At 69.1% G+C, this 24,333-nt stretch carries 14 protein-coding genes; 10 read left to right on the forward strand and 4 right to left on the reverse strand.

Annotation, left to right across the window (positions count from 1 at the left end; translation table 11 throughout):
• Positions 1-161 precede the first annotated feature (161 nt).
• Positions 162-1,451, forward strand: a complete 1,290-nt coding sequence (locus tag NIE111_RS12270) for a hypothetical protein (RefSeq protein WP_238684525.1) — start codon at positions 162-164, stop codon at positions 1,449-1,451.
• 60 nt (positions 1,452-1,511) lie between these two features.
• Here the strand turns inward: NIE111_RS12270 and NIE111_RS12275 are convergent, their stop codons facing one another.
• Complete coding sequence (locus NIE111_RS12275) at positions 1,512-5,798, reverse strand: LamG-like jellyroll fold domain-containing protein (protein WP_238684526.1); 4,287 nt, start codon at positions 5,796-5,798, stop codon at positions 1,512-1,514.
• Between the two features lie 606 nt (positions 5,799-6,404).
• On the opposite strand from NIE111_RS12275, the gene NIE111_RS12280 reads away from it, so the two are divergent.
• From NIE111_RS12280 to NIE111_RS12320, 9 genes are all read left to right on the forward strand, one after another.
• On the forward strand, positions 6,405-13,232 hold the full coding sequence (locus NIE111_RS12280; protein WP_238684527.1) for a polymorphic toxin type 24 domain-containing protein: 6,828 nt from the start codon (positions 6,405-6,407) through the stop codon (positions 13,230-13,232).
• A gap of 77 nt (positions 13,233-13,309) precedes the next feature.
• Positions 13,310-13,738 (forward strand): hypothetical protein, encoded by a 429-nt coding sequence (locus tag NIE111_RS12285; protein ID WP_238684528.1) that lies wholly within the window; start codon positions 13,310-13,312, stop codon positions 13,736-13,738.
• 229 nt (positions 13,739-13,967) lie between these two features.
• Positions 13,968-15,350 (forward strand): efflux RND transporter periplasmic adaptor subunit, encoded by a 1,383-nt coding sequence (locus tag NIE111_RS12290; RefSeq protein WP_238684529.1) that lies wholly within the window; start codon positions 13,968-13,970, stop codon positions 15,348-15,350.
• Positions 15,351-15,388: 38 nt separating this feature from the next.
• The gene (locus NIE111_RS12295; protein ID WP_238684594.1) at positions 15,389-16,369 is read left to right on the forward strand and encodes an ABC transporter ATP-binding protein; all 981 of its coding nucleotides are present in this window, start codon (positions 15,389-15,391) and stop codon (positions 16,367-16,369) included.
• Entirely contained in the window at positions 16,366-17,550 is a 1,185-nt protein-coding gene (locus tag NIE111_RS12300) for an ABC transporter permease (protein ID WP_238684530.1), read from the forward strand. Before NIE111_RS12295 ends, NIE111_RS12300 begins: the two co-directional genes overlap by 4 nt.
• 212 nt (positions 17,551-17,762) lie before the next feature.
• Entirely contained in the window at positions 17,763-17,972 is a 210-nt protein-coding gene (locus NIE111_RS12305) for a helix-turn-helix domain-containing protein (protein ID WP_007465625.1), read from the forward strand.
• Positions 17,973-18,242: 270 nt separating this feature from the next.
• Positions 18,243-18,344, forward strand: coding sequence for a 30S ribosomal protein bS22 (locus NIE111_RS12310; RefSeq protein WP_007465623.1), 102 nt, complete (start codon positions 18,243-18,245; stop codon positions 18,342-18,344).
• 122 nt (positions 18,345-18,466) lie between these two features.
• On the forward strand, positions 18,467-19,543 hold the full coding sequence (locus NIE111_RS12315) for an NAD-dependent epimerase/dehydratase family protein (protein ID WP_091402730.1): 1,077 nt from the start codon (positions 18,467-18,469) through the stop codon (positions 19,541-19,543).
• Between the two features lie 253 nt (positions 19,544-19,796).
• Complete coding sequence (locus tag NIE111_RS12320; protein ID WP_238684595.1) at positions 19,797-20,705, forward strand: lysophospholipid acyltransferase family protein; 909 nt, start codon at positions 19,797-19,799, stop codon at positions 20,703-20,705.
• A 23-nt stretch (positions 20,706-20,728) separates the two neighbouring features.
• On the opposite strand, the gene NIE111_RS12325 is transcribed toward NIE111_RS12320, so the two are convergent.
• The 3 genes from NIE111_RS12325 to NIE111_RS12335 form a co-directional block, all read right to left on the reverse strand.
• Positions 20,729-21,598 carry an HAD family hydrolase gene (locus tag NIE111_RS12325; RefSeq protein WP_238684531.1) on the reverse strand — a complete coding sequence of 290 codons (870 nt, stop codon included), beginning with the start codon at positions 21,596-21,598 and terminating at the stop codon, positions 20,729-20,731.
• Between the two features lie 126 nt (positions 21,599-21,724).
• Positions 21,725-22,594 (reverse strand): DUF5667 domain-containing protein, encoded by an 870-nt coding sequence (locus NIE111_RS12330; protein WP_238684532.1) that lies wholly within the window; start codon positions 22,592-22,594, stop codon positions 21,725-21,727.
• 289 nt (positions 22,595-22,883) lie between these two features.
• The gene (locus NIE111_RS12335) at positions 22,884-23,840 is read right to left on the reverse strand and encodes an ECF subfamily RNA polymerase sigma factor, BldN family (RefSeq protein WP_238684533.1); all 957 of its coding nucleotides are present in this window, start codon (positions 23,838-23,840) and stop codon (positions 22,884-22,886) included.
• Positions 23,841-24,333: the final 493 nt, after the last annotated feature.

Below are 24,333 nucleotides of genomic sequence, written 5' to 3' on the forward strand. Positions count from 1 at the left end.
TCCTCCGGTTCGGCCGACGGGCCGGCGGCGATCCCTCGGGTCACCGCCGGCCCGTTTCGCCATCCGGCTCGTCGGTCAGCCGAAGCTGGTGAGCGAGCGGCCGGGCCGATCGGCCCGGGGCGGCCTCGCCGCATCCAGGTAGTGGTCGTACCCTTCGGCGGGTGACTGACGAGGTGCAGCAGCCAGCACCACGGCGGCTCTGGCCGCTGTGGACGGTGCTCGTGGTGGTCGTCCTGCTGCTGGGCTGCGGCCTGCCGGCGGCGCTCGTCGTCGGAGTGATCCGGGAGACAGGCTCGCGCCCCACTGTCAGCCGGGTCGGCGCCTCGGCGGCCGACGATCCGGCCACCGCAGTGGCCCGTGGGTTGTCCGACCGGATCACCGCCCAGCTCCACCGGCAGTCCGCGGCGCTCCTGGGCGGCGACCGCGCCGGGTTCCTCGCCGTCGCCGATCCCGCCGCCCACAACGATCTGCGCCGACGCTTCGCCGCGCTGCGCGAGCTCAAGGTGACCGGCTGGCGCGCCGAGCCCAGTGGCCTGCCCGTGCCCATCATCGGCAAGCCCGGCGAGTGGCGGCTGCTGGTGCGCTTCCAGTACTGCTTCGTCACGCCGAACTGCCGGCCCAGCCCGGTGCTGATCGGAACCCGGTGGCGGGAGAACGGCGACCAGCCCCGGATGGTCGCCATGGAGGAATCCAAGTCGGTGGAGACCGGCACCCGACCCTGGGAGATCAGCGACCTGGCGGTCGCCATCGGCGCGCGAACCATCGTCGCGACCACCCCGGCGCTGCGCGGCAAGCTGCCCGGCCTGCTCGCGCAGGCTGAGGCGGCGGCCAAGGTTGCCGACGGGTACGCGGTGACCGGCTCACCGCCGGACCGCTACCGGATCTTCTACGCCGGGCGCACCGAGTGGCAGCGCTGGTACGGCGGGGAGCGCCCAGAATGGACCGGCGGTTACGCGGTCACAGTGGGCGGCGGCCACCACGAGGTGGTGCTCAACGCCGAAGGGCTCTCCAACAGCGGCACCGACGACCTGCTGCGGCACGAGCTGACCCACGCGGCGTCGTTGCCGGAACGCGGCTACCCGGGCAAGCTCACCTGGTGGTTGGTCGAGGGCCTGGCCGAGTTCGCCGGTGCCGGCGGCCAGGCGGTCGACCGGTACGAGGGGATCGCCGACGTGCGCAAGATGGTCCGGGGCGGCTGGGACGGCAAGTTGGAGGGCGTCAACCCCGCCGACGACGCTTCCGCCGAACGGGTGGCCGCCAGCTACGGCATCGGCTACCTGGCCGTCCGGCACCTCGTCGACCGGTACGGGCCGTTGCGGCTGCTGACCTTCTTCAAGACAGTGGTGCACGACGGCCGGACCATTGAGGCGGCCTCCGAGAAGGCGTTCGGTGAGCAGTGGTCGACGCTGCACGACGAGTGCGTGGCGTACGTCCGCGCGACCGCCGGCTGAGCCGCTCGTTCGCCTGCTGGCGGCGGTGGGCCGGGCGGACGCCCGACCCACCGCCGTCGTTCACCAGCCGGTGCCGATCGACGATCGGGTACCGAGGCTGCCGTTGGCGGCTCCCGGATACATCCAGAGAATGCCTGTCACGTTCTCCCGGGCGAGGATGTCGGGCTTGCCATCCCCGTTGAAGTCGGTCATCCCGAAGGACGTGTAGTTCGCCCACTGGATGCCGACCTGGGTGATGGTCCGCGCCTGCAGGTCGTACACCCGCAGCAGGGCGGTGTCGATCTCCCGGCCGTACAGCTCCGGCGTGGCGTCACCAACCACGTTGGCCACCCCGAACCCGGTGTACTGGTCGCTCCAGCCGTCACCGACGTCGATCCTGGGCAACCTGCCACCCGCCAGGTCACCCGGGTAGACCCACAGGTCGTGTGTCGTGCCCGCGGTGTAGACGTCCTGGTAGCCGTCCTTGTTGAAGTCGCCAATCCCGAACGGTCGGTAGTTGCACCACTGAGAGCCGGAGAACGTGGGCGTGGGGCTCAGATCGTCGGCGGTGCCCAGGAACACCTGCAGGTCACAGGTGACGTTGTCTCGGACGACCACGTCCTGGTAGCCGTCGTGGTCCATGTCCGCGATGCCGAACGAGGTGAACTGGCCCCACCCCGAGGAGATCAGCCGTGGTGCGGTGAGCTGGTTGTTGACCTTGCGGTAGCGCCACAGGCTGCCGATGGTGTCCGTCGCGTAGACGTCGGTCTGCTTCGTGCCGGTGCCCGGCGGGGTCCAGGTGGTGGCACCGACCGAGGTGAGCGAACCGCTCTTCGTGACGTTCGTCGCCCCGACCTGGGTGGGGGTGAGCGCCCGCTTCCACACCTGCAGGTTGCTGAGCATTCCGGAGTAGTGCGCCGTCGGTGCGCCTAGGTACTTGTAGCGGCCTGCCACGAACTTGCCGGTGCTCGGCCACGTCGGCGTGGCGGTGTACTGCGCGCTTCCCTTGATCACCCCATTGACGTAGAGCACGATCGTCCGGGTCTCGGCGTTGTAGGTGCCGACCAGGTGCGTCCAGACCCCCAGCGCCGTACCGGCAGGTGCCACCACCTGGGTGTACGACCAACCGCTGTCGGCGTTGCCGAGACCGAATCGCCAGGTGTTGTCACTCTGGTTGTTCCAGAGCAGGAAGCGCGACGCGTTTGCCCCGTCCTCACTGGCGATGACACCGCCGGCGGCCGTGGGCTTGGCCCAGACCGAGATGCTGAACGACTTGCTCGTGTCGACCAGTCGCTCGTTGACCGACAGCGCGCCCTGCTTGGACGCGTCGACGATGGTCCCGGTCTTGTCGACGTTGAGGAACAGCGCCGGGCTGAAGAGTTCGCCGCCTCGCCAGTAGGCGTTGCCGCCCTCCACGGTGAGAGACTTGCCGCCGGAGACATCCTTCGCGCTGGTGACCGCGGCGTCCGGCAGGTCGTCGAACTGCCAGGTGTGGTCCGAGGTGACAAGCGTCTGCTTCGGCTGGGCGGTGATGGTGGCGCTGCTGGTTTGGATGTTGGTGACCAGCCAGGCGGTCGTGACCGCACCGGCGCCGACGGTCCACAGGTCGGGGTTGCCGTCGGCGTTGATGTCACCGGCGCGCAGGTTGAGCGCAGCATTCGTGTTCCAGCCGCTGGCGGCCAGGGTGCGGGCGGTGTAGGTGAGCTGTCCGGTGTCCTGGTTGTAGGCCAGGTTGGACCAGAGGTGCAGCGCGCCGGTGGTCCGGTTCCAGAGGAACATCGCCGCGCCCGTGCTGGTCTGCGTTGTGGTGATCGTCCAGTTGTTCCAGTCGGCGCCACCGGTCGGGGTCAGTGCCCCGGTCGAGGTCGCCCCGAAGAACAGGCTGGTCCCCGGAAAGCTGGGGTAGTAGGTGAGCTGGTAGCCGTTCGTGGCGTCGCCGCTGGTGCCGATCAGGTCCGGGAAGCCGGAGCCGGGCCCCCGCGCCTCACCGGCGTTCGCCAGCTGGATCGGCGATCGGCCGTACTCGTCGAGGAGATAGTCGGCCAGGAGGCTGGTCTGGACCCCACCGCGCTCCGGCATCAAGGTCGAGCCATCGCCGTTGCCGGCGAGGATCCCGCCACCGCCGGCGTTGTTACCCGTCGGGTAGTAGATCAGCACGTCCTGAAGGTTGCCGCCGGTGAATCGTCCCGTGATGACCTGAGCGCCGTTGAAGTCGGCCGGAGAGTTCTCACCGGTGACCCCGTTCCCTCGTGCGCCCATGTTGCTGATGCTCGGGTTTACCCCGGCCGCGCCATTGTTCTTTGCCAGCCACAGGCCAGCCTTGAGGTTGTTCACCGAGCCACCGGTGAGAAGGTCGGCTCGGCCGTCGCCGGTCAGGTCGCCGTCCGGTGCCACGACGGACGAGGGGTCGGCATTGAACGACAGGATCGCGGTATCGCCGAAGTTCTTGCCCGCAGCAGTGACGCTGGTGACGGAGATCGTGTTGGTGAAACGGTTCGGGGTGATCTGCAAGTTCGCGTTGCCGTTCGCGTCGGGGGTGACGCTCTGCGGCGGTGCCGCGTTCAACTGGTAGACGTAGTTGGTGGGCACGGCGCCGCTGGACGGCGGCTTGACCGAGACCGTGACTGGCTGCCCGATCGTCGGCTGTACGGCGAGTTCGGAGATGTTGGGCGGTCCGGCCCTTGTGGCGTCGAAGGTGAACCGACAGGTGGTCGACCAGTTGCTGGAGGTACGGAAGTCGGTCGTCTGCACCTTCCAGGCGAAGGTGGTCGGGGTTCCCGCACTGCCGCTTGTCACGCCCGCGGCGGCTGCCAACGCGGCTCGCGGTACGACAAATACCGCAGTGGTGCCGGAGGAGTACGTCAGCAGGTTGGGATTGGTGCTGGCGATGGCCGTCTGGGAGGCATCGCTGTTCTTCCACAGCTTGAAGGTGACCCCGAGCGCTCCTCGGTCCGCGTCGGAGACCGGCGCGTACAGGGAGACGGCGGTGTCGCCGACCACTGTCGGGCTGGCCGCGATGCAGTCTGTCGCGGGGGAGGTGGTCAATCCGGTCGGCGCGGCGGGTGCGTGGTTGTAGCGGATGGTCAGCGTGGGGCTGGTCTCCAGGAACTCCTTCCAGCTCTGGGCGTCGCTGGCCTCGTTGGCGGCGACCATCCACAGGGTGCGGGTCGACTTCTTGGCCGTGACGTCGGCCTTGATCTGCCCGGTGATGTCGAAGGACACGCCGTCGGCGTCGCAACCGCTGTAGCCGTACGCGAAGCTCTTGCTGGCGATGGCGCTGCCCTTACTCACCCCCTCCCAGTAGTTCCAGGTGGCGTTGCTGGAACTCAATGTGGTGCCCGGGCCGTAGATGTTCACCGTCTTGTCGGTGCAGCTCCAGGATCTGGTGTTTGTGATCTTGAAGAGGGCGTCCGCGATCTCGGCGCCGGCCAGGGTGGAGTACGGGACTGGGAAGTTGATCAGAGTGTTCGACCGCTGGCTTCCCGAGTTACCGACCTGCATCCGGCCGATCGGGTCCGGAGTGTTCTTCCAGTAGTTGGTCGACTGGTGCTGGTAGGAGATCGAGGCCCAACCGCTCATCTTGGGGCCGACCGGCGTCCAGTTGAAGGTGGGGTCGATGTAGAGGGGGAACACCGCTGCCGGGTCGTTCAGCAGCTTCCGGTCGGGGGTGAGCCGCAGCTTCCCGGCACCGATCTGGACAGCGATCGGGGCCGTCCGCGCCCCGCGACCGGGCCCGCCCGGAGTGGAGGCGGCTCCTCGTTCGTTCGTGCCAGCCTGTGCGCCCGCGCCGCTGGCGGAATCCCACATCGCGGGGGCGGGCGCGGTGATTACCGTCCGGCCGCCACGATCGCGCCCGGTGATGTTGCCGGCCGGGTCGGCTGTCAGCTCGACGCCCTTCGTGGCGGTGGCGAGGTCGAGGGCCGCGAGCCGCGGGTTGGCGGCAGCCTGTCGGTTCTTGACCACGAAGACGTGCGAGAAGGAACCCTCGGTGTCGACCCGGACGGTCAGGTCGACCCCGGGCAGCACCTCGGCGTAGGTGGCGGTTGGCCCCGACAGGGTCGGCGTCGGCAGGGTCAACGGAGCGGTGACCGACAGTGCGCGGTCCCCGCTGGTCATCTGGGCGAGCGGTCCGCCGCCACCGGCGGAGACGCGGATCGGGTTGGTGGTGACGGCCGCCGTGATGCTGCCGTCGGCGTTTCGGACCAGTGTCGGGTCCAGGTCCTTCCACGTGCCGTTCACCCTGGTGCGAGTGGGTACGGCCGACTCGGTCAGCTCCATCATCCCGTCTGGGCGGGCGGTGAAGGTCGTGGTCGACGTCCGGGCGCCGGTTGCCTCGACCGGCTTGCCAGTCCGCTTCGCCTCGACCATCGCCCGTTCGACGCTGAGTGACCCATCCGCCGGCTTCGGTGCGGGCTTGCTGGGCGCGGCGGCGGCCGGTACGGCGGGTAGGAACGTGGCTGAGGTGGCCAGGACGAGGCTTGCGACGACACCCGTGGTGAGCGTTCGTCTGGATGTCGACGTCCTCGGTTGAGGACCGATTTTGGGCATGAAGAGGTATCTCCCCCGTGAGTGAAGCCGTCGGACGCGGAGCACGTCCGTTGGGCGGCCACAGTGAACCAGCACCTACGGCACCGGTGGAACGGAGGACGTCACACGGAGTCGTCCCTTTCGGACTCACTGCAGCGTATTTGCCGCTGTGATCGTGGTCATTTGTTATCGCACCGTTACCTTCGGGGGAAGCCGACATGAAACATTGTTCGCGCCACGGGGGTGTGCGACGAGACACCCTGCGTGGATTTCTGACGATCTCGCAGAGGTGAGGGTGAAATGGCCGGGCACGGGGGATTGCGCCTACTTACACGGCGCAAACGGCTGGGGGCACTGACCGCGGCTACGTCGCTGGTGGCGAGCTTGTTGGTGGGTGCACCGGCGGCTGCGAAGCCGGAAGACAGTGGACTGTCCACACTGCCGCCCATGTCGCCAGGGCGTTCGGTGACCGGTGTCAAGCCGCTGCCCACGAACTTCGTGACTCCACCCGACCAGGCCAAGTCGACCTATCGACCGTCGCGGACGGCGTGGCCGAAGGCTGCCTCGACGACTGTGGCGTTGACCGGATCGGCGTCCGCTACCCGGGCTACGGCACCGGCGAAGGCCCGCGCGGCAGGCACCCCGGTCTGGGTGGAACCGGTCGTCAAGCGCGGACGGTACGCCGGCCCGCAGCAGATGCGGGTGTCGGTCGCCGACCGCAAGGCGACCGAGGCGGCAGGCGTCGGCGGCGTGCTGCTCTCGGTGACCCCGTCGTCGACCGAGCCAGTCAACGGATCGGTGCGCGTCGGCGTCGACTACGCCGACTTCGCCGAGGCGTACGGCGGCAACTACGGCTCCCGACTGCGACTCGTGCGGATGCCCGCGTGCGCCCTCACCACACCGGCGCTCGCCGAGTGCCGAACGCCGACACCGTTGGTCTCCATCAACGACCCGGCGAGCAACTCGGTCTCGGCCGAGGTGCCGATCACGACCGCCACCGCCGACAGCCGGTCGGCCGACTCGGCGATGGTCTTCGCCGCCGTGGCGGGTGCTGGCGACGAGGGCGGTAGGGGCGGCACCTATGCGGCGACCGACCTGAAGCCGTCCGGTTCGTGGACGGCAGGTGGCAGCACGGGCTCGTTCAGCTACTCGTACCCGGTGACCGTGCCACCGACCCGGTCGAAGCTCCTGCCGCAACTGGCCCTCTCCTACAACTCCGGTGGTGTCGACGGTCAGACCGCCGCGACCAACGCGCAGGCCTCCTGGGTGGGCGACGGCTGGACCACCCCGAAGTCGTACGTCGAGCAGACCTTCGTCTCCTGCGCGGACGACCCGGGTGGCAGCCCGTCCCCGGTCAAAACGAACGACCGTTGCTACGCCGGCCCGGTCCTCACCATCGCCCTCAACGGATCCTCCAGCTCACTGATCTGGGACTCCGCCAAGAGCGTCTGGAAGATGCAGAACGACACCGGTGCGGTGGTCACCCGGGTCATGAACTCGGGCAACGGCAGCGGAACCAAGGACACCGACTACTGGCGGGTCACCGAGCGGGACGGCACCGTCTACGAGTTCGGCCGTAACCGCCTGCCGGGTTGGACGACCAACAAGCCGGAGACCAAGTCGGTCGACCACATCCCGGTCTACTCGGCGCACTCGGGAGACCCCTGCTACAACGCGGCCGGCTTCAGCTCGTCGGTCTGCACCATGGCGTACCGGTGGAACCTCGACTACGCCAAGGACGTCCACGGCAACGCGATGGCCTACTACTACAACCAGGCCACCAACTACTACGGACGCAACGAGGGCGCCACCGACGTGTCCTACATCCGGGACAGCAACCTCGCCCGGATCGACTACGGCTTCCGCGACAACGGCGCGTACGGCATCATCCCCAACCAGGTGGTCTTCAACACCGACGACCGCTGCCTCTCCGGCACCTGCAAGCCGCTGAACGAGGCGAACAAGGCCAACTGGCCGGACGTGCCGTTCGACCTGGTCTGCAACTCGGGCACGGACTGCAAGCCGTGGAGTCCATCGTTCTTCTCCACGGTGCGGCTGACGTCCATCGAGACCCAGCAGTACGACGCGAGCCTCACCCCGCCGTACCGGAAGGTCGACACCTACGCGTTCACCCATACGCTGCCGAACCCAGAAGACGAGACATCGCCGGCGCTGTGGCTGTCGTCGATCACCCGCACCGGGCATGACACCACCTCCGGTGGCTCCACCAGCGCCATCTCGCTGCCCTCGGTGTCGTTCACCGGCATCAAGCTGCCCAACCGGGTGGACACCGCAGGTGGCTACCCGTCGTTCTACCGGCAGCGGATCGCGACGATCACCACCGAGACCGGTTCAGTCATCTCGCCCAGCTACGAGCTGCCGAAGCGTTGCACCGCGCCGGTGACGATCAGTCCCACGTCCAACACCCAGTCCTGCTACCCCGTCTACTGGACGCCGGACGGGCTGCCGAACCCGATCCGGGACTGGTTCCACAAGTACGCGGTCACCCGGGTCACCACGACCGACCCCACCGGGGGCGCCCCGGCCACCTCCACCAACTATGAGTACGTCGACGGCGCGGCGTGGCACTTCGACGACAACGAGGTGGTCAAGGCCAAGTACCGCACCTACGGCCAGTTCCGCGGTTACGGCAAGGTTCGGGTCCGCAACGGTGACGGCGCGAACGACCCCCGCACCCTGGGCGAGACCACCTACTACCGTGGCATGAGCAAGAACAACAACACCACTGTCGTCAACGTCACCGACAGCGCCGGCGGCGTCCACGAGGATGTCGATCAGCTCGCCGGGCGTGCCCTGGAGGCCACCTCGTACCTGGGTGACGGCGGTCCGATCGACAGCTCGACTGTCACCTCGTACTGGGTGTCGGACGCGACAGCTACCCGGAGCCGCACGGGGCTCCCGGCGCTGACCGCGACGTTCAGCGCGCCGGTGCAGACCTGGCGGCGGCAGGCGGTCACCTCGGGTTCCAGCACCACCTGGCGATACAGCCAGACCGACATGTCGTACGACGCGTCGACCAGCTCCGCGACCTTCGGCCTGCTGCAGCACTCGTACGACCACACAGTGCCGGCGAACCCCGCCTACGACCGGTGCACGAGCACGACGTACGCCCCGGCCAACACCGGTCTCAATCTGGTCGGCCTGACCAGCCAGGTCGAGACCGTGTCGGTGGCCTGCGCCGGCTTCCGCGCCGGCTCGCCGACGTCGGTGCCGGGCAGCACCAACACGCTGGCCGCCCCGACCACTGTCAACCGGCCGGCGCAGGTCGTCTCGCATGCCCGGACCTACTACGACGACCCGCAGTTCGCGACCACGTTCCCGCAGGCGGCCCCGAGCCGGGGCAACGTCACGATGGTCCGCAAGGCGTCCGACTGGGTCTCCGGCGGATATGCCTACCAGACCACCGACCGGGTCGAGTTCGACGCCTACGGTCGCGCCACCGGCACCTGGGACGGCAACGGCAACAAGTCCACCACCAGCTACACCGACAACGCCGCCGGCCTGACCACCGGCATGACCCTGCAGAACGCGGAGGGCCACGGCACCTCCACGACCATGACCACGCTGCGTAATCTCCCCACGAGCAGCACCGATGCCAACGGGGTGGTCACCCGTACCCAGTACGACGCGCTGGGTCGGCTGAAGACGGTCTGGTTGGCGTCCAGGCCCACCAGCGCTCTGCCGAACGTGAAGCACAGCTACGCGGTTTCCAAGAGCGGGCCAACCGCGACGACGACCGAGACGCTGAACCTCAATAACAGCTACGCGACCACCACCACCATCTACGACGCCCAGTACCGGGTGCGGCAGACCCAGGCGGACACGAACGTGGGCGGTCGGATGATTTCCGACTCGTTCTACGACAGCCGGGGTTGGGTGCGGGCGACCTACAACGGCTGGTGGGACGCCGCCAGCGGACCGAACACGGTTCCGGTCTACGCCGACTCGCTGGAGAAGAAGGCCCTCAACCAGACCTTCAACACCTACGACGGGCTTGGCCGGGTCATCCTGGCCGAGAGCGCCCGCGACGGCGTGGTCAAGTCGTCGACCAGGACGGTGTACAACGGCGACCGTACGACGGTCATCCCGCCGACCGGTGGCACCGTCACCGCGACGGTCACCGACCCGATGGGCCGGTTGGAGAAGCAACTCCAGTACACCGCAGCGCCGACGCTGGTTTCCCCGTCGAACTCGTTCACCGGCGTCTACCGCCTCACCGGCGGCACCTCGGTGGACAGCACCTACGGCTACGACGGGCAGGACAACCAGTCGACAGTTACCGACGCTGCCGGTAACCCCTGGATCAGCACGTTCAACCTGCTGGGGCAGGTGGTCAGCAAGGACGACCCGGATGCCGGCACCAGCACCATGCGCTACGACGGCGCGGGCAACGTCATCGAGTCGACCGACGGTCGCGGCAAGACCGTCTCGTCCACCTTCGACAAGATCAACCGTCGTACGGCCAGCTTCGCCGCGACGGCCGCGACGCAGTCGGCCAGCAACAAGCTGGCGGCATGGGTGTACGACAACGACAACAGCGCCGCGTCGATCACGAATGCGATTGGCAAGTTGACCACGGCGACCGCCTTCCGCAATGGCGCCGAATACAGCACTCAGTGGATCAACTTCGACTCCTTCGGCAACTCGAAGGGCGAGACGATCACCATCCCCGCTGTCGAAGGGGCGCTCGGCAACACGTACGCGTTCGGGCACACCTATTCAGCGACGACCGGGCTTCCGGTTACCGACACCTACCCGGCCAGGGGAAACCTGCCCAGCGAGACAGTGATTCGCGCCTACGGCGGAATACTGGACCTGCCGACGGTCGTCGGTGGGCTTGCCGGCTACAGCGCGTCCGTCGACTACGACGCGTGGGGACGGGTCACCCGTAACCTTGTGGGTCTTTCGACGAGCGGGGCCTCGGTCGTCAACATCTACGACGACCACAACGGGCGACGTAAGCAACAACTGGTGACCAAGACGACGACCACCACCAAGGACGTCGGCAAGCGAGACTACGAGTACGACCTGTACGGCAACATCACCAAGACCGTCGACACCCGCTCCGACCCGACCACCGCGTCGGAGACGCAGTGTTACCGGTACGACTCGCTGCGGCGGCTCACCAAGGCATGGACGGCGACCGACGCGTGCGCGGTCACGCCCACCCTCGGTAACCGCGCCATGGTCGGCAGTGGCATCGGTGCCACCAGCGCCTACTGGACCGAGTGGAACGTCGACTCGCTCGGCAACCGGAAGAGTCAGACCCAGTACTCGACGTCCGGCGGGACCGACACCACCACCAACTACGTGTACGACGGCAACGCCAAGGGCCAGCCGCACACGTTGACGAGCACCGCCACCTCCGGTGGACTCACCGGCAGCACCTCGTACAGCTACGACGACGCGGGCAACATGACCACCCGCAAGGCCGGGCAGGGCACCCAAACTCTGAACTGGGACGACGCTGGTGAGTTGGCGTCGGTGACCGGCAGCACTGGCGGAAACAGCTCGTTCCTGCACGACGCCGACGGCAACCTGCTGATCCAGAAGGACCCGGGGGTCACCACTCTCTACCTGCCAGGTCAGCAGATCACCCTCAACACCAACACCCAGGCGTTGAGCGGCACCCGCTACTACCCGCTGCCCAGCGGTGCGATGGCCTATCGCACGGGCAGTGGCACCGCGTACGGGTTCACCATCCCGGACCACCAGGGCACGCCGAACCTCTACCTGAACAACACGGCCCAGGTGCCGACCTGGCGGCAGTACACCCCGTACGGCGCGCCCCGCGGCTCTACCGTCACGGCGCCGGACAACCGCGGCTTCCTGAACCAGCCGCTGAACACGAGCACCGGCCTGACCCAGGTCAGCGCCCGAAACTACGACCCGACAATCGGTCGGTTCGTCTCGGTCGACCCGTTGCAGGACCTGGCCGATCCGCAGCAGTGGAACGGCTACTCCTACGCCAACAACTCCCCGGTCACCATGAGTGACCCGGACGGTCTGATCCCGGCTGACTGCCTAGAGTTCGATTGCCGTGGTTACGACCCCCGTCCCCTGAAAGAGGGCGACGGTCGTGGCGCGGGTGGCTGCCCGGGTGGCTGCGGCACCGACGCGAACATCGATTGGGGCAACAAGAACGGCAAGACGAGCACCAGGGACCGGAAGCGGACGCACCCTCGGATCCTCGGGCACGTGATCTTCGTGCCCGAGACGGTGCCGCTTGAGGAGTTCACCCGCCGCTGGAACGAGCAGCGTGGCGAATGGTTTACCCGGAACTTCACCTCGAACGACGAGTTGATGGCCCAGGATGAACGGGCGCTCGCCATGAACATCTGTCACGAGATGGGACGTCCGGGCGGCTGCCAGCAGTGGATTGAGGACCTTTACAACCCGTACATCGACTTCTTGGCGGCGAACCTGCCGGCGGACGAGATGTTCCAGAGCGGTGCGCTCGGGGCACTCGGCAGCGCCGGACGTGTGGGTGCACCCGGCAAACGCCCTGCGGGCGGCGGTGGCTGTAAGAGCTTCAGTGGTGACACTGAAGTTCTGATGGCGGACGGTTCCACCAAGCGCCTCATGGATGTCGAGGTCGGGGACGAGGTTATGGCCTCGGATCCGGAGGTGGGTGAGCAGGGGCCGAGATTTGTTACGCACGTCTGGGTGCACGACGATGATTTCGTCGATCTTCAACTCTTCGGCTCGGCGGTTACGACTACTGAGGATCATCCGTTCTGGAACCAGACTGATCGGCAGTGGCAGCGGGCTGATGAGTTTGATTCGGGCGACCTCGTGTTGTTGGCCAACGGCCGCACCCGATCCGTGCTAGGTATCCGTCCGAACACCGCTCACTCAGGCGAGGCATACAACCTCACCGTCGACGGCCTCCACACGTACTATGTCTTCGCTGGTAAAGCTCCGGTCCTGGTTCACAACTCTAACGGCTCCAATCCGTGGGGTAATTCCCATGAATGGACGCAAGGTCGTGTGCCGACGAGTGGCGGTCCATCGGACGGAGTTCTCTATAGGCGTGGTGCGGGCGGTGCCATCGTCGACTGGGGTGTATACGATGGAAAGGGTAATCTCAAGTATCGAACAGATCTCTTCGGTGCGACACACAAGGGTGTCGAGACGCCCCACTGGCAGACCTATCGAGAGAATGTCAACCCGAGCGGCAAGGCCTTCGTTCAGGAAACGGGTGATGCCTTCTCTGGTGTGGGCCCCGTAGGCGAGCCGCCGTGCGGTTTCTGATCACACTAATCGGGGTGCCCGCCCCTATTCCCTGACTCGAATTTGGCTACCGTGTCCATGAGGTGGAAGTGGCGTCCGTGTCTGATCTAGAGGAACTTCTGCTGCTGGCTGAGTCGGAGAGCTGGCAGGACCGTAGCAGGGCTGGCCAAGGTCTTGTCGCCTACCTGGGCGAGCCGGTCACGGATGGTGTGATTCTTCGATTGCTCATGGATGCGAAGGACACCGCTGTCACCGTTGCCACCGCTGATGCTCTATTGGCTCGGGCTGATCTCGTTTCATGGCGGATGTTTGCGCGGGGGTGGGCCGCGGCCGTTGAAGGGACCAGCATGACGAACTATATCGACCACCTTTATAGCTGCTTGAACGGTGCGATGTACGTCGCGAGCTTGGACGCCGAGAAGGCTGCGGCTCTTAAGGGCGTGGTGGGCCAGCTTCTTGGCGACGATGACGAGACGGTAAGGTCCGCTGCAGCAGAGCTTCGCAATCTGGTATTCGAAGGTCTCTGACGGCAAGCACATATCCTGCAAATTTTCGGTAGTAAGCAACAGGCGTAGTTGTCAGGGGTCGATTGTTGGGCTCAATGGCGGGCGGCGGATACGATTTCGCCGCCCGCCATCAGGCCAGTCGAGAACAAGCATCGACGAACGATCATAGATCCCGAATTCACGGCGGGGGTCGTTACGATCCTTTGCATGGCGGTGCTCGTCATGCTGTCACCACCCGTACGATCGATGCGTGCGCCGCCTCCACCCGCCGCGGCCCGCGAGCGCCACGCGGCCCCGCCTGCTCATTGCCCTGACCGCCGTCGTCGTTCTCACCGCCACCACCGCCGCGTCCTGCGGCGACGAAGGCCCCGACCTCGCGCTCGCCTCGGCCACTCGCAACCCGGTCACCGAGGTGATCGACGCTCCGGCCACGGTGACCGCTCGCGCCGCAGCCACCCTCACCGCTCCCGCCGACGGCACCCTGGCCAGCCTGCGCGTCCAGCCTGGACAGCGGGTGAAGCGCGGTCAGGTGCTGGCAGTGGTCGACTCACCGAACGCGCAACAGCGTCTCCGTCAGGCCAAGGAGGCGCTGACCGCCGCTAAGCGCGCCGGCCGGGGCGTCGGAGCCGGCAACCTGACCAGCAGCCGGCGCGGCACCGACAAGGCCGCCGACGAGGCGTTCGACGCGGCCCGGAAGGCCGCCGAGAAGATCGCCGACCCGCAACTGCGCGACGCACTGCTCACCCAGGTGACGTCGGCGCAACGCCAGTACGCGTCCGCGGCGCGCAGCGCCGACCAGGCGGTCCGCGCGGTGCAGCGGGGGATCAACGGGTTGAGTTCCGCCGTCGGCGCGCTCTCCGCGGCGCAGCGGCTCCAGGCCCAGCAGGCGTACGACCTGGCGAAGGCGACAGTCGACGCGCTGACCCTGCGCGCCCCGATCGCCGGGGTGGTGCAGCCCGGTGGCACCCGAGCCAGCGGTGGAGCGAACGCTGGTCTGGCCGGGCTGTTGGAGCAGGCCGGTGGCGCCGGCCTCGACCCGTCCGTGCTGGCCCCCAGCCAGGGTGGGCCGCCCGCCGGCGTGGACGACGCCGTCGCGGTCGGCGGGCTGGTCACCGCCGGCGCGCCGGTGCTGACAGTGGTGGACACCGGACAGCTCGGACTGCTCGCCGAGGTCGACGAGACCGACGTACTCCTCGTCAAGGCGGGCGTGACCGCCACTGTCGAGCTGGACGCCGTCACCGGCGCCAGCTACGACGCCACAGTCCGCTCGGTCGACGTGCTTCCCACCAACTCCGCGCAGGGCGGGGTCACCTATCGGGTCCGCCTCGCGCTGGGCGCCGGAACGTTGGCCGAGGACGAGCTGGCCCCGACTCCCCGCCCCGGCATGAACGCGATCGTGCACCTGCGGGTACGTGAGGCCGTCGACGCGGTGACCGTCCCCGCGTCGGCGGTGTTCTCGGCCGACGGCCGGGACGCGGTCTGGGTGGTCCGTGACGGCAAGGCGGGCCGGGCTTCGGTGACGGTGGGCGTCCAGGGGTCCGACCTGGTGCAGATCCTCAACGGCGTGCAGCCCGGCGACCGGATCGTGGTGCGCGGCGCCGACCAGGTCCGCGACGGCCAGGAAGTCCAGTGAGCGAACCCACCGTCGCGGATCCGCCGGCAGGGCAGCGCGTGCCGGCCATCGAGGCGGTGGACGTGTCCCGGACGTACCAGCTCGACGGGGTGTCGGTGGAGGCGCTGCGCGGGGTTTCGCTCACCGTGAAGGCGGGGGACTACGTGGCCCTGGTCGGCCCGTCCGGCTCGGGCAAGTCCACCCTCATGCACCTCCTCGGTGGGCTGGACCGGCCCACCGGTGGCCGCCTGGTCATCGGCGGGCGGGACGTCAACGCCCTCGCCCCACCGGAGATGGCGACCCTGCGCAACGAGACCATCGGCTTCGTCTTCCAGGCGTTCCACCTGCTGCCGCGTACCTCGGCTGTGGAGAACGTGGCGTTGCCCCTGGTCTACCGGGGGGTGTCGGCCCGGCAGCGGCGGGAGCGGGCGGCGGCGATGCTGGGCCGGGTCGGCCTCGGGCACCGGCTGGATCACCGGCCCAACCAGATGTCCGGCGGTGAGCAGCAGCGGGTGGCGATCGCCCGCGCGCTGGTCACCGAGCCGACGGTGCTGCTGGCCGACGAACCCACCGGCAACCTGGACAGCGTCACCGGCGCCGCAGTCCTGGAGCTGTTGGAACAACTGAACGCGGAGTCGGGGGTGGCGCTGGTGATGGTCACCCACGACCAGGAGGTGGCGGCCCGCGCTCACCGCCGGATCACCATGCGCGACGGGGTGGTAGTGGCGGACAGCGCAGTGAGCGCACACCCGCCGAACGCGGACAGCGCCGACCCGCGCTCCGTTCATGATCGACCGCCGTCCGTTGATCACGGTCGACCTGCGACACTGGTCCCCGCTCCCAGCGCGGAGCCCCGGTCCGCGTCCGGAAGCGGTCCGGGGCACCCGTCCGGTGGCTCCGGTGGCGCCGCCGGAGCCACCGGGCGCCTTCCGCGCGAGGTCGAGCGGCCCGAAAACGATCCGCGCGACGCCGCCCAGGGCGAGGCGCGCGACGCGGCTGCGGGTGAGCGCGAAGCCGACCGACCCGGGGGTACGGCGTGAGAGTCGCCGAGGCGTGGCGGGTGGCGCTGGACGCCCTGCGGGCCAACCGGCTGCGCAGTGCGCTGACCATGCTCGGGGTGATCATCGGGGTGGCCTCGGTGGTGCTGCTGGTGGCCATCGGCACCGGCACCAAACAGAAGGTCGAGCAACAGGTCGAGGGCCTCGGCTCCAACCTGCTGCTGGTCGTCCCCGGCCGGATCGAGGTGGGCAACGCGCCTGTCGTCTCGCCGCTGACCCTCAAGGACGTGGACGCCGTCACCCGGGTGGTCGGCGACCCCGACCGGGTGGCCGTCACCGTCGCGTCCGGGGCGACAGCGCGGGCCGGCGCCCGCTCCGACTTCACCACCGTGCAGGGCGTCCTGGAGACGACCCCGGCGGTGTTCACCCGCTCGCTGGCGCGGGGACGCTATCTCACCGGCACCGACGTGGACACCAGCCGACGGGTGGCAGTGCTCGGTGACTCGGTCGCCCGTGCGCTCTTCCCCGACCGGGACCCGCTCGGCCAGCAGGTGGCGTTGGCCGGGGTGCGGTTCCGGGTGATCGGTGTCTTCACGCCCCTCGGGCAGAGCCTCGGCGTCGACCGGGACGACGAGGTGCACGTGCCGGTGACCGCCGCGCAGCGACTCTGGGGCACCCAGCGGGTCGACGGCATCGCGGTGAAGGCGCCGGACCGGGAGCGGATCGACGAGCTGGGCGAACGGATCGTCGCCGAGCTGAACCGCCGCCACCCGGACACCGAGTTCAGCGCGGTCACCCAGCAGCAGATCCTCGGCGTCCTCGGCGACATCCTCGGTGTCCTCACCGGTGTGCTGGCGGCCATCGCCGGCATCTCGCTGCTCGTCGGCGGCGTCGGCGTCTCCAACATCATGCTGGTCAGCGTTCGGGAGCGGACCCGGGAGATCGGGCTGCGCAAGGCCGTCGGCGCACGTCCCCGCGACATCGGCGTGCAGTTCCTGCTGGAGGCGGTGCTGCTCACCACGATCGGCGGGCTCACCGGTATGGCGCTGGGAGTGGGGACCGCCCTGCTGGTCGACGCGCTGTCGCCAATCCCGGCTGCGATCACCTGGTGGTCGTTGGCGCTGGCCTTCGGGGTGTCGGCGGTGGTGGGCATCGTCTTCGGGGTGGTTCCCGCGCAGCGCGCCGGCCGTCTCGACCCGGTGGTCGCGTTGCGCACCGAATGACCAGCGCCGCAACAACCGGACGACAGGCGCGGACGGGTGGATAACGGGAGCACGGATCGGGTGAACCGGCCACCGAAGCATGATCAGTTGCAGGAAGGGATCGCGCCGGTCACAACCGCCCCGCTACCGTACTGGTAACACGCGCGTCGCCGGCCCGGCCCGGAGCATCCGTCGGGTTGGCACGCGCCGGGCATGGGATGGGTCGGTGAGCCATGGCCGGGTCACAGTCCGACGGACGGCTGTCGGAGGTCAAGTTCCTGACCGTCGCGGAAGTGGCGACGGTCATGCGGGTGTCAAAGATGACTGTCTATCGCCTGGTGCACAGCGGTGAACTCACCGCCGTCCGGGTCGGCCGGTCGTTCCGGGTGCCCGAGCATGCGGTGCACGAATATCTCCGGGGTGCCTTTCAGGAGACCGCCTGAGCCACCGCCCCGCCCTCCGATAGCCGGCTGACCGGCATCGGTGGGCGTAAGGAGTGAGCTCGCGGGCCTCGCGGTCGCGAACCACAGGTGGCCGTGACGGGGGCGCGTTGGTCCGGCTGACGCCCTCCGGCTACCCTGGAGCCCGACCGAGACCCCACCGGTGCGCCCCGCCGCCCAGACTGGTCCGGTCCGTTGTCCGCAAGCGGTCGCCGTCGCCACCTGCGTGGTGTCATCCGGTCCGCCCCGCACGTTGTATCGAAAGGCTGTCGTATGGGCTCGGTGGTCAAGAAGCGCCGTAAGCGCATGGCTAAGAAGAAGCACCGCAAGCTGCTGCGCAAGACCCGCGTCCAGCGTCGCCGTCTCGGCAAGTGATCGCCGCCGGGCTCAAAGCCCGGCGTTCGGCGTCACTTGCCAAACTGTCGACCTCCGGAGGCTCAGGTGATCAGGCCGTGGTCGTCCCGGCTCGGTCCATCCTGCCGGCGTAGGTGCGTCAGATGACCCCCGGTGGCACCTCAGGTGCTCCGGGGGTCGTCGTCGTCACCGGAGTGGGCCGCTACCTGGGTGCCCACGTGGCGGCCCGACTGGCCGCCGACCCGCGCATCGAACGGGTCATCGGGGTCGACGCACCGGACTCCGGCACCGAGTTCACCGACCTACTGGACCGCGTCGAACGCATCCGCGTCGACAGCGGTTCCCTCGGTGGCCTCCTCGCCGACCTGGACGTCGACGCGGTGGTGCACCTCGCGCTGGTCACCTCACCCGACCCGCAGCACGGCGGCCGGTCCGCGATGAAGGACCAGAACGTCATCGGCAGCATGCAGATGCTCGCCGCCTGCCAGCGGGCACCCCGACTGCGCAAGCTCGTGGTCCGCTCGTCGACAGCCGCGTACGGGGTGTCGTTCCGAGATCCTGCGGTCTTCACCGAGGAGACCGAACCCCGCGAGGTGCCGCGCGGCGGTTTCGGCCGCGACATCCTCGACCTTGAGGGGTACGTGCGCGGCTTCCGCCGCCGCCGATCCGACGTCACCGCCACGGTGCTGCGCTTCGCCCCGTTCATCGGCTCGACCGCCGACACCACGTTGACCCGCTACTTCTCGCAGCCGTTCGTGCCGACCGTCTTCGGCCGTGACCCCCGCCTGCAGTTCCTGCACTTCGACGACGCGTTGGAGGTGCTGCACCGGTCGATCGTGGAGGACCATCCCGGCACGTACAACGTCGCCGGCCCCGGAGTGCTGTCGCTGTCCCAGGCGATCCGGCGCGCCGGACGGGTAGCCGTTCCGGTGCTGGAGCCGGGTCTCTCCGGGGCCGCCGCGCTGGCCCGCACCATGGGCTTCGGCCGCTACGGCCTGGACCAGGTAGACCTTTTCGTGCACGGCCGGGTGGTCGACACCAGCCGGCTCGAGCAGGAGTACGGCTTCACGCCCCGGTCGACCGCCGAGGCGTTCGAGGACTTCATCCGCGCCCATCACGGTGGGGTGGTGGTCACCCGGGGTCAGTTGGCCGCGGCCGAGCAACTCGTCCTGGACGGCATCCGGCAGGTCCGCTCAGCGGTCCGGGAGCGGTCGTCATGAGCGCGAGGAGTGGGCCGGTCTTGCGAGCCCCGCAGTCGCGAACCGAGGCGGCGTCATGAGTGGGCCGGAGGAGGGGCGCGACCCGCAGTCGGTCGGGCGTTTCGACGTACCGCAGCAGGTGCCCGCGCCGGACGCGGAGCCGGCGCGGCGCAACGGACATCGACCGGCCCCGCAGGCCCCGACCCCGACCGCACCGCAGGCCGCAACCGCACCGTCGGCCTCGACCGCACCGCCGACCCCGGCCTCGACGCCGATGCCGGCCGACGAGGTCGACGCCGGGTTGCCAGGCGGCACCGAGCCGGCGGTGTCGGACCGGCCCGGGGACCACTGGGACCGCAAGGTCGCGAACGGGTTGGCGTTCCTGCGCCGACGGCTCTCCGGTGACTACGAGGTCGACGAGTTCGGCTTCGACTCGGAGTTGACCGACGCGGTCTTCCACCCGCTGCTGCGGCTGCTCTACCGGGACTGGTTCCGCACCGAGGTCAGTGGGGTGGAGCACGTCCCAGTGGACGGGCCCGCCCTGGTGGTCGGCAACCACTCCGGGACTGTGGCACTCGACGCCCTGATCCTCTCGGCGGCGCTGCACGACAAGCATCCCGCCCACCGCTACCTGCGGCTGCTCGGCGCCGACCTGGTCTTCCGGATGCCTGTGGTGTCCGAGCTGGCCCGCAAGACCGGCGGCACCGTGGCCTGCAACCCGGACGCCGAGCGGCTGCTCGGCGGCGGCGATCTGGTGGGTGTGTTCCCCGAGGGCTTCAAGGGCATCGGCAAGCTCTACGCCGACCGGTACAAGCTGCAACGCTTCGGGCGGGGCGGTTTCGTCTCGGCGGCGCTGCGCACCGGCACCCCGATCGTGCCCGTCGCCATCGTCGGCGGCGAGGAGATCTACCCGATGCTCGCCGACATCAAGCCGCTGGCGCGGCTGCTGAAGCTGCCCTACTTCCCGGTCACGCCGACGTTCCCGCTGCTCGGCCCGCTGGGCATGGTGCCGCTACCCAGCAAGTGGCTGATCGAGTTCTGCCCGCCGATCCCCACCGCCCACCTGACCGACTCGGCGGACGACCCGCTGGTGGTCTTCAACCTCGCCGACCAGGTGCGGGAGACCATCCAGCAAACCCTGCACACGCTGCTGGAGCGGCGGCCCGACCCGTTCGGCCCCTAGGACGTCTCAGCGGACACGGCGTCTCAGCCGGCGCGGCGGCGGCGCTGCAGGGCCAGGCCGGCGGTCACCGCGCCAGCGACCAGCCCGGCCGCCGCTGTCGACGGTACGGCGATCTTGGCCGCTCGGCGGCCGGTGCGGAAGTCCCGCACCTCCCAGCCATGCTGGCGGGCCTGCCGCAGCAGGGCGCCGTCCGGGTTGACGGCCACCGCCCGGCCCACCGCGCAGAGCAGCGGCAGGTCGTTCGCCGAATCGCTGTAGGCCGCGCAGCGGGACAGGTCGAGCCCTTCCACGGCGGCGAGCTGGGTGACCGCCTCAGCCTTGGCCGGCCCGTGCATCAGGTCACCCACCAAACGTCCGGTGTACGCCCCGTCGAGCACCTCGGCCACAGTGCCGATGGCACCGGTGAGGCCGAGCCGGGCGGCGATCACCCGGCCGATCTCGACGGGGGCGGCGCTGACCAGCCAGACCCGCTGACCGGCGTCCAGGTGACGCTGGGCGAGCTGATGGGTGCCGGCCCAGATCCGGGGGGCCATCATCTCGTCGAAGATCTCCTCGGCGAGGTGCTCGACCTCGTTGACCCGCCAGCCCTGGACGAAGGCCAGCGCCGCCTCCTTGGCCAGTGACATGTCACCGGCGTGCTCCCGGGCCAGCAGCCGGAAGCGGAGCTGTTGCCAGGCGAATCGGGCCAGGTCGGCGGTGGTCACGTAGTTGCGGGAGGCGAGACCACGCGCGAACCAGTAGATCGACGCGCCCTGCATCATCGTGTTGTCCACGTCGAAGAACGCCGCAGCGGTCGGATCGGGTGCGCTGACCGGGGCCAGGTCGGTCTCCGCCCAGGCTGCGGTGTGCCCCTCGGCGTCGGTGCTGACCGTCACCTTACGGCTACGCGCCACGCGAATCCCTTCCTCACCGGTACGACGGATGCTCCCCAGCGAGGGTATCCGCCGTAGACGGGCGACCGGCCGGGCACACAGCGAACTGTGGCGCGGCCGGTCGGACGTGCGGTATGGGGACGCGGGTCAGCGGGCCCCGGGGCAGGTGTTCGGGTTCGGCCCGAGGGCGTCGCTGGCGGTCGGTGCCGGCAGGCCGCAGGCGATCGCCGCGCGCAGCTCGTCCGAGCGTTCCCGGATGCTCTCCAGCAACACCAGCGACCGCTGGGTCCGTTCCCGGTCGACCCGGGTGCTCCCGTCGAGCAGACCGCGTACGGCCCGGCGCTGGCTCGACACGAAGGTGTTGAGAGTGTCCAGACTGCCCGGCTCGGCCCGCTGCACGGCGGCCGAGGTCAGCAGGCGAACTCCCTGCCGGCTGTCGGCGTCCATGTCGTCGAGGACCGCGCTGTAGCCGATCCTGTCGCCGCGCAGCTTGGCGGCTTCGCCGACTCTGGTCCGGGCGAAGTCCAGGAAGAGTTGGCCCCGGCTGATGTCGGAGCTGGCCAGGGCGAGCTGTGCCCGTTCGGTGGAGCGCTTCATGCCGTACAGCGCGTCACCGGGCACCGCGTTCTCGCTGGCGGCGGAGATCCCGGAGACGGCGATGGCCCCGGCGGCGATGCCGACCAGGATCGCGCCCCGGGCTCGGGCCCGCCGTGCGGTGACCGCCGGCAGTAGCCGCCCGCGGGTGGTAGTGGCGGCCGGTTCGCTGACCGCCGCTGGTGTGCTGCCCAGCCCTTCCCGCTCGGCGGTTGCGAGCAGCATCGCCCGCAGGCCGGTACGGAAGTCCTGGTCCACCTCGACAGCCGGGGGGTCGACGCTGAGCCGCTGACCCACTGCGACGAGCGGCGCCAGTTGGCCGTCCACCCGGGATCGCACGTGGTGTCGTCGAGCGCCGTTGGCCTCGTCGAGAAGCTGCGCGAAGCGCTCCGCGCGCCGGCGGGAGAAGAGGGTGTTGTCCACCGCAGGCACCTCCTCTCGCTGGTCACGGCCGGTCGGCCGCCGTCGTTGCCAGCGACCGGGCGGCAGTGTGACACCACGGAGGTGAGGTGCCGCCGGCATGCCGGTCGGACCTCGGTGACCCGGGCCTGCCGGGACATCCACCGGTCGCACCCGGAGAAACGCGGCGGACCGTGCACGGGTTACGGGCCTGGCGGAGCCGAAATTACAGAAAGTGATGGTCATCACCGGGCGGGACCGACTCTGAGCTGCGCGGACGCTGATCGGCGTCCGTCGGTCCCGCCGTAACAAACTACGGCTGGAAGCCGTCGGGCAGCAGACGGGCCAGGGCGCGGACGGCGCGGTACTGGAGGGCCTTGATGGCTCCCTCGTTCTTGCCCATCGCGCGGGCCGTCTCGGCGACCGAGAAGCCCTGGAGGAAGCGGAGCACTATGCACTCCTGCTGCTCCGGGTTGAGCTGCTTCACAGCGGTGAGGAGCGCGACGTTGGTGATGTGCTCCACCACCGCAGCCTCCGGGCTGCCCTCCGGGCCCCGGTCCTCCCGGTCGGCGTCGAGCACGTCGCCGGTGGTGACCTCCAGCCGGTACCGACCTGACTTGAAGTGGTCCGCGACCAGGTTGCGGGCGATCGTCACCAGCCAGGCGCCGAGGTCGCGGCCCTGCCAGGTGAAGCTGCCGATCCGCTTGAGCGCGCGCAGGAAGGTGTCCGAGGTGAGGTCCTCGGCGAGTTGCCGGTTGCCGACCCGGAAGTAGACGAACCGGAAGACGGTGTCCACGTAGCGGTCGTAGATCAGACCGAACGCCTCGGACTCGCCGGCCTGGGCCCGCTCGATCAGCGTCCAGACCTCGGTTGCCGGGTCGGACGGGTCCGGGCGGCTGGGGAAACCGGTCGGGGTGGTGGCGGTGGTGGCCGGCACCGCCGGGATCACCGCTGTCTCACCCGCCGCCGGATCGGTGGTGACCGCCGGTGTGTCGGCTACCCGACGACCCTGCACGGGCATTGCGGGTCGCTGCGGTACGGCGACCCGGCCGCCGGCCGGCTTCGCGTTTGCACCGGGCACCGCGGGTCGTGGCGGTGGCTCGTTGTGGTGTGGCCGGCTGCGGATCCGCTGCGCCGCGCCGTCACCCCGCACGACGCCGCCGTGCTGTTCGTCCGATGGGGCACGGGCCGCTGGCCGCTCGTTTACATGGGAGCGGGCGGGTTGACCGGTCAGGCCGAGCGGGCGTTCCGCGTAACCGAAGGTGGTCACCGTGTTGCCCCCGTCCCGTCGGTCGCCGGGCGGGCCGGTCTAGGTCTCGTCGGGGCGGACCGACCGGTTGACCGGTCGGGCAGGACGGTCACGGGAGTTGCCGACGGGCGGCAATTCCCCTGGAGGTGCTGGTCCAATGCGCTCACAGGCACGGGGGCCTCCTCGGGCTGAGGGGTGTCGACTCACGGCAAATGGGGTGAGCCGACCCGAGTGATAATAGGGCCAACGTCACCCGCGCGTGGCAAGTCCGTTACACAAGGCGGAAGTATTTCCCGCTCCGTCGCACCGGTGCCGGACCGGTTGTCCGTCGTGTGCGATTGACTTTCCGCCGGTCGGGTGTTCCACCATGGATCCCCAGGTCGGAGCCTTACCGCCCGTTCGGCTGGCCCGCCGCGTCGCCCGGCCGGACCGGGCGGCCGAACTGCCCGTGGTCAGCGTCGCACGTCCCATCGACAGGACCTGATCGGATCGCCGGTGGCACACCGGACAGTCC

Source organism: Micromonospora hortensis (assembly GCF_022230935.1).
Classification (GTDB): domain Bacteria; phylum Actinomycetota; class Actinomycetes; order Mycobacteriales; family Micromonosporaceae; genus Micromonospora; species Micromonospora hortensis.

Bases quoted from the DNA above. Each gene is read 5' to 3' on its own strand.
- NIE111_RS12275 (WP_238684526.1), bottom strand. From the start codon at position 5,798: ATGGTCGAGGCGAAGCGGACTGGCAAGCCGGTCGAGGCAACCGGCGCC.
- NIE111_RS12280 (WP_238684527.1), top strand. From the start codon at position 6,405: ATGTCGCCAGGGCGTTCGGTGACCGGTGTCAAGCCGCTGCCCACGAAC.
- NIE111_RS12305 (WP_007465625.1), top strand. From the start codon at position 17,763: ATGGCCGGGTCACAGTCCGACGGACGGCTGTCGGAGGTCAAGTTCCTG.
- NIE111_RS12310 (WP_007465623.1), top strand. From the start codon at position 18,243: ATGGGCTCGGTGGTCAAGAAGCGCCGTAAGCGCATGGCTAAGAAGAAG.
- NIE111_RS12315 (WP_091402730.1), top strand. From the start codon at position 18,467: ATGACCCCCGGTGGCACCTCAGGTGCTCCGGGGGTCGTCGTCGTCACC.
- NIE111_RS12320 (WP_238684595.1), top strand. From the start codon at position 19,797: ATGCCGGCCGACGAGGTCGACGCCGGGTTGCCAGGCGGCACCGAGCCG.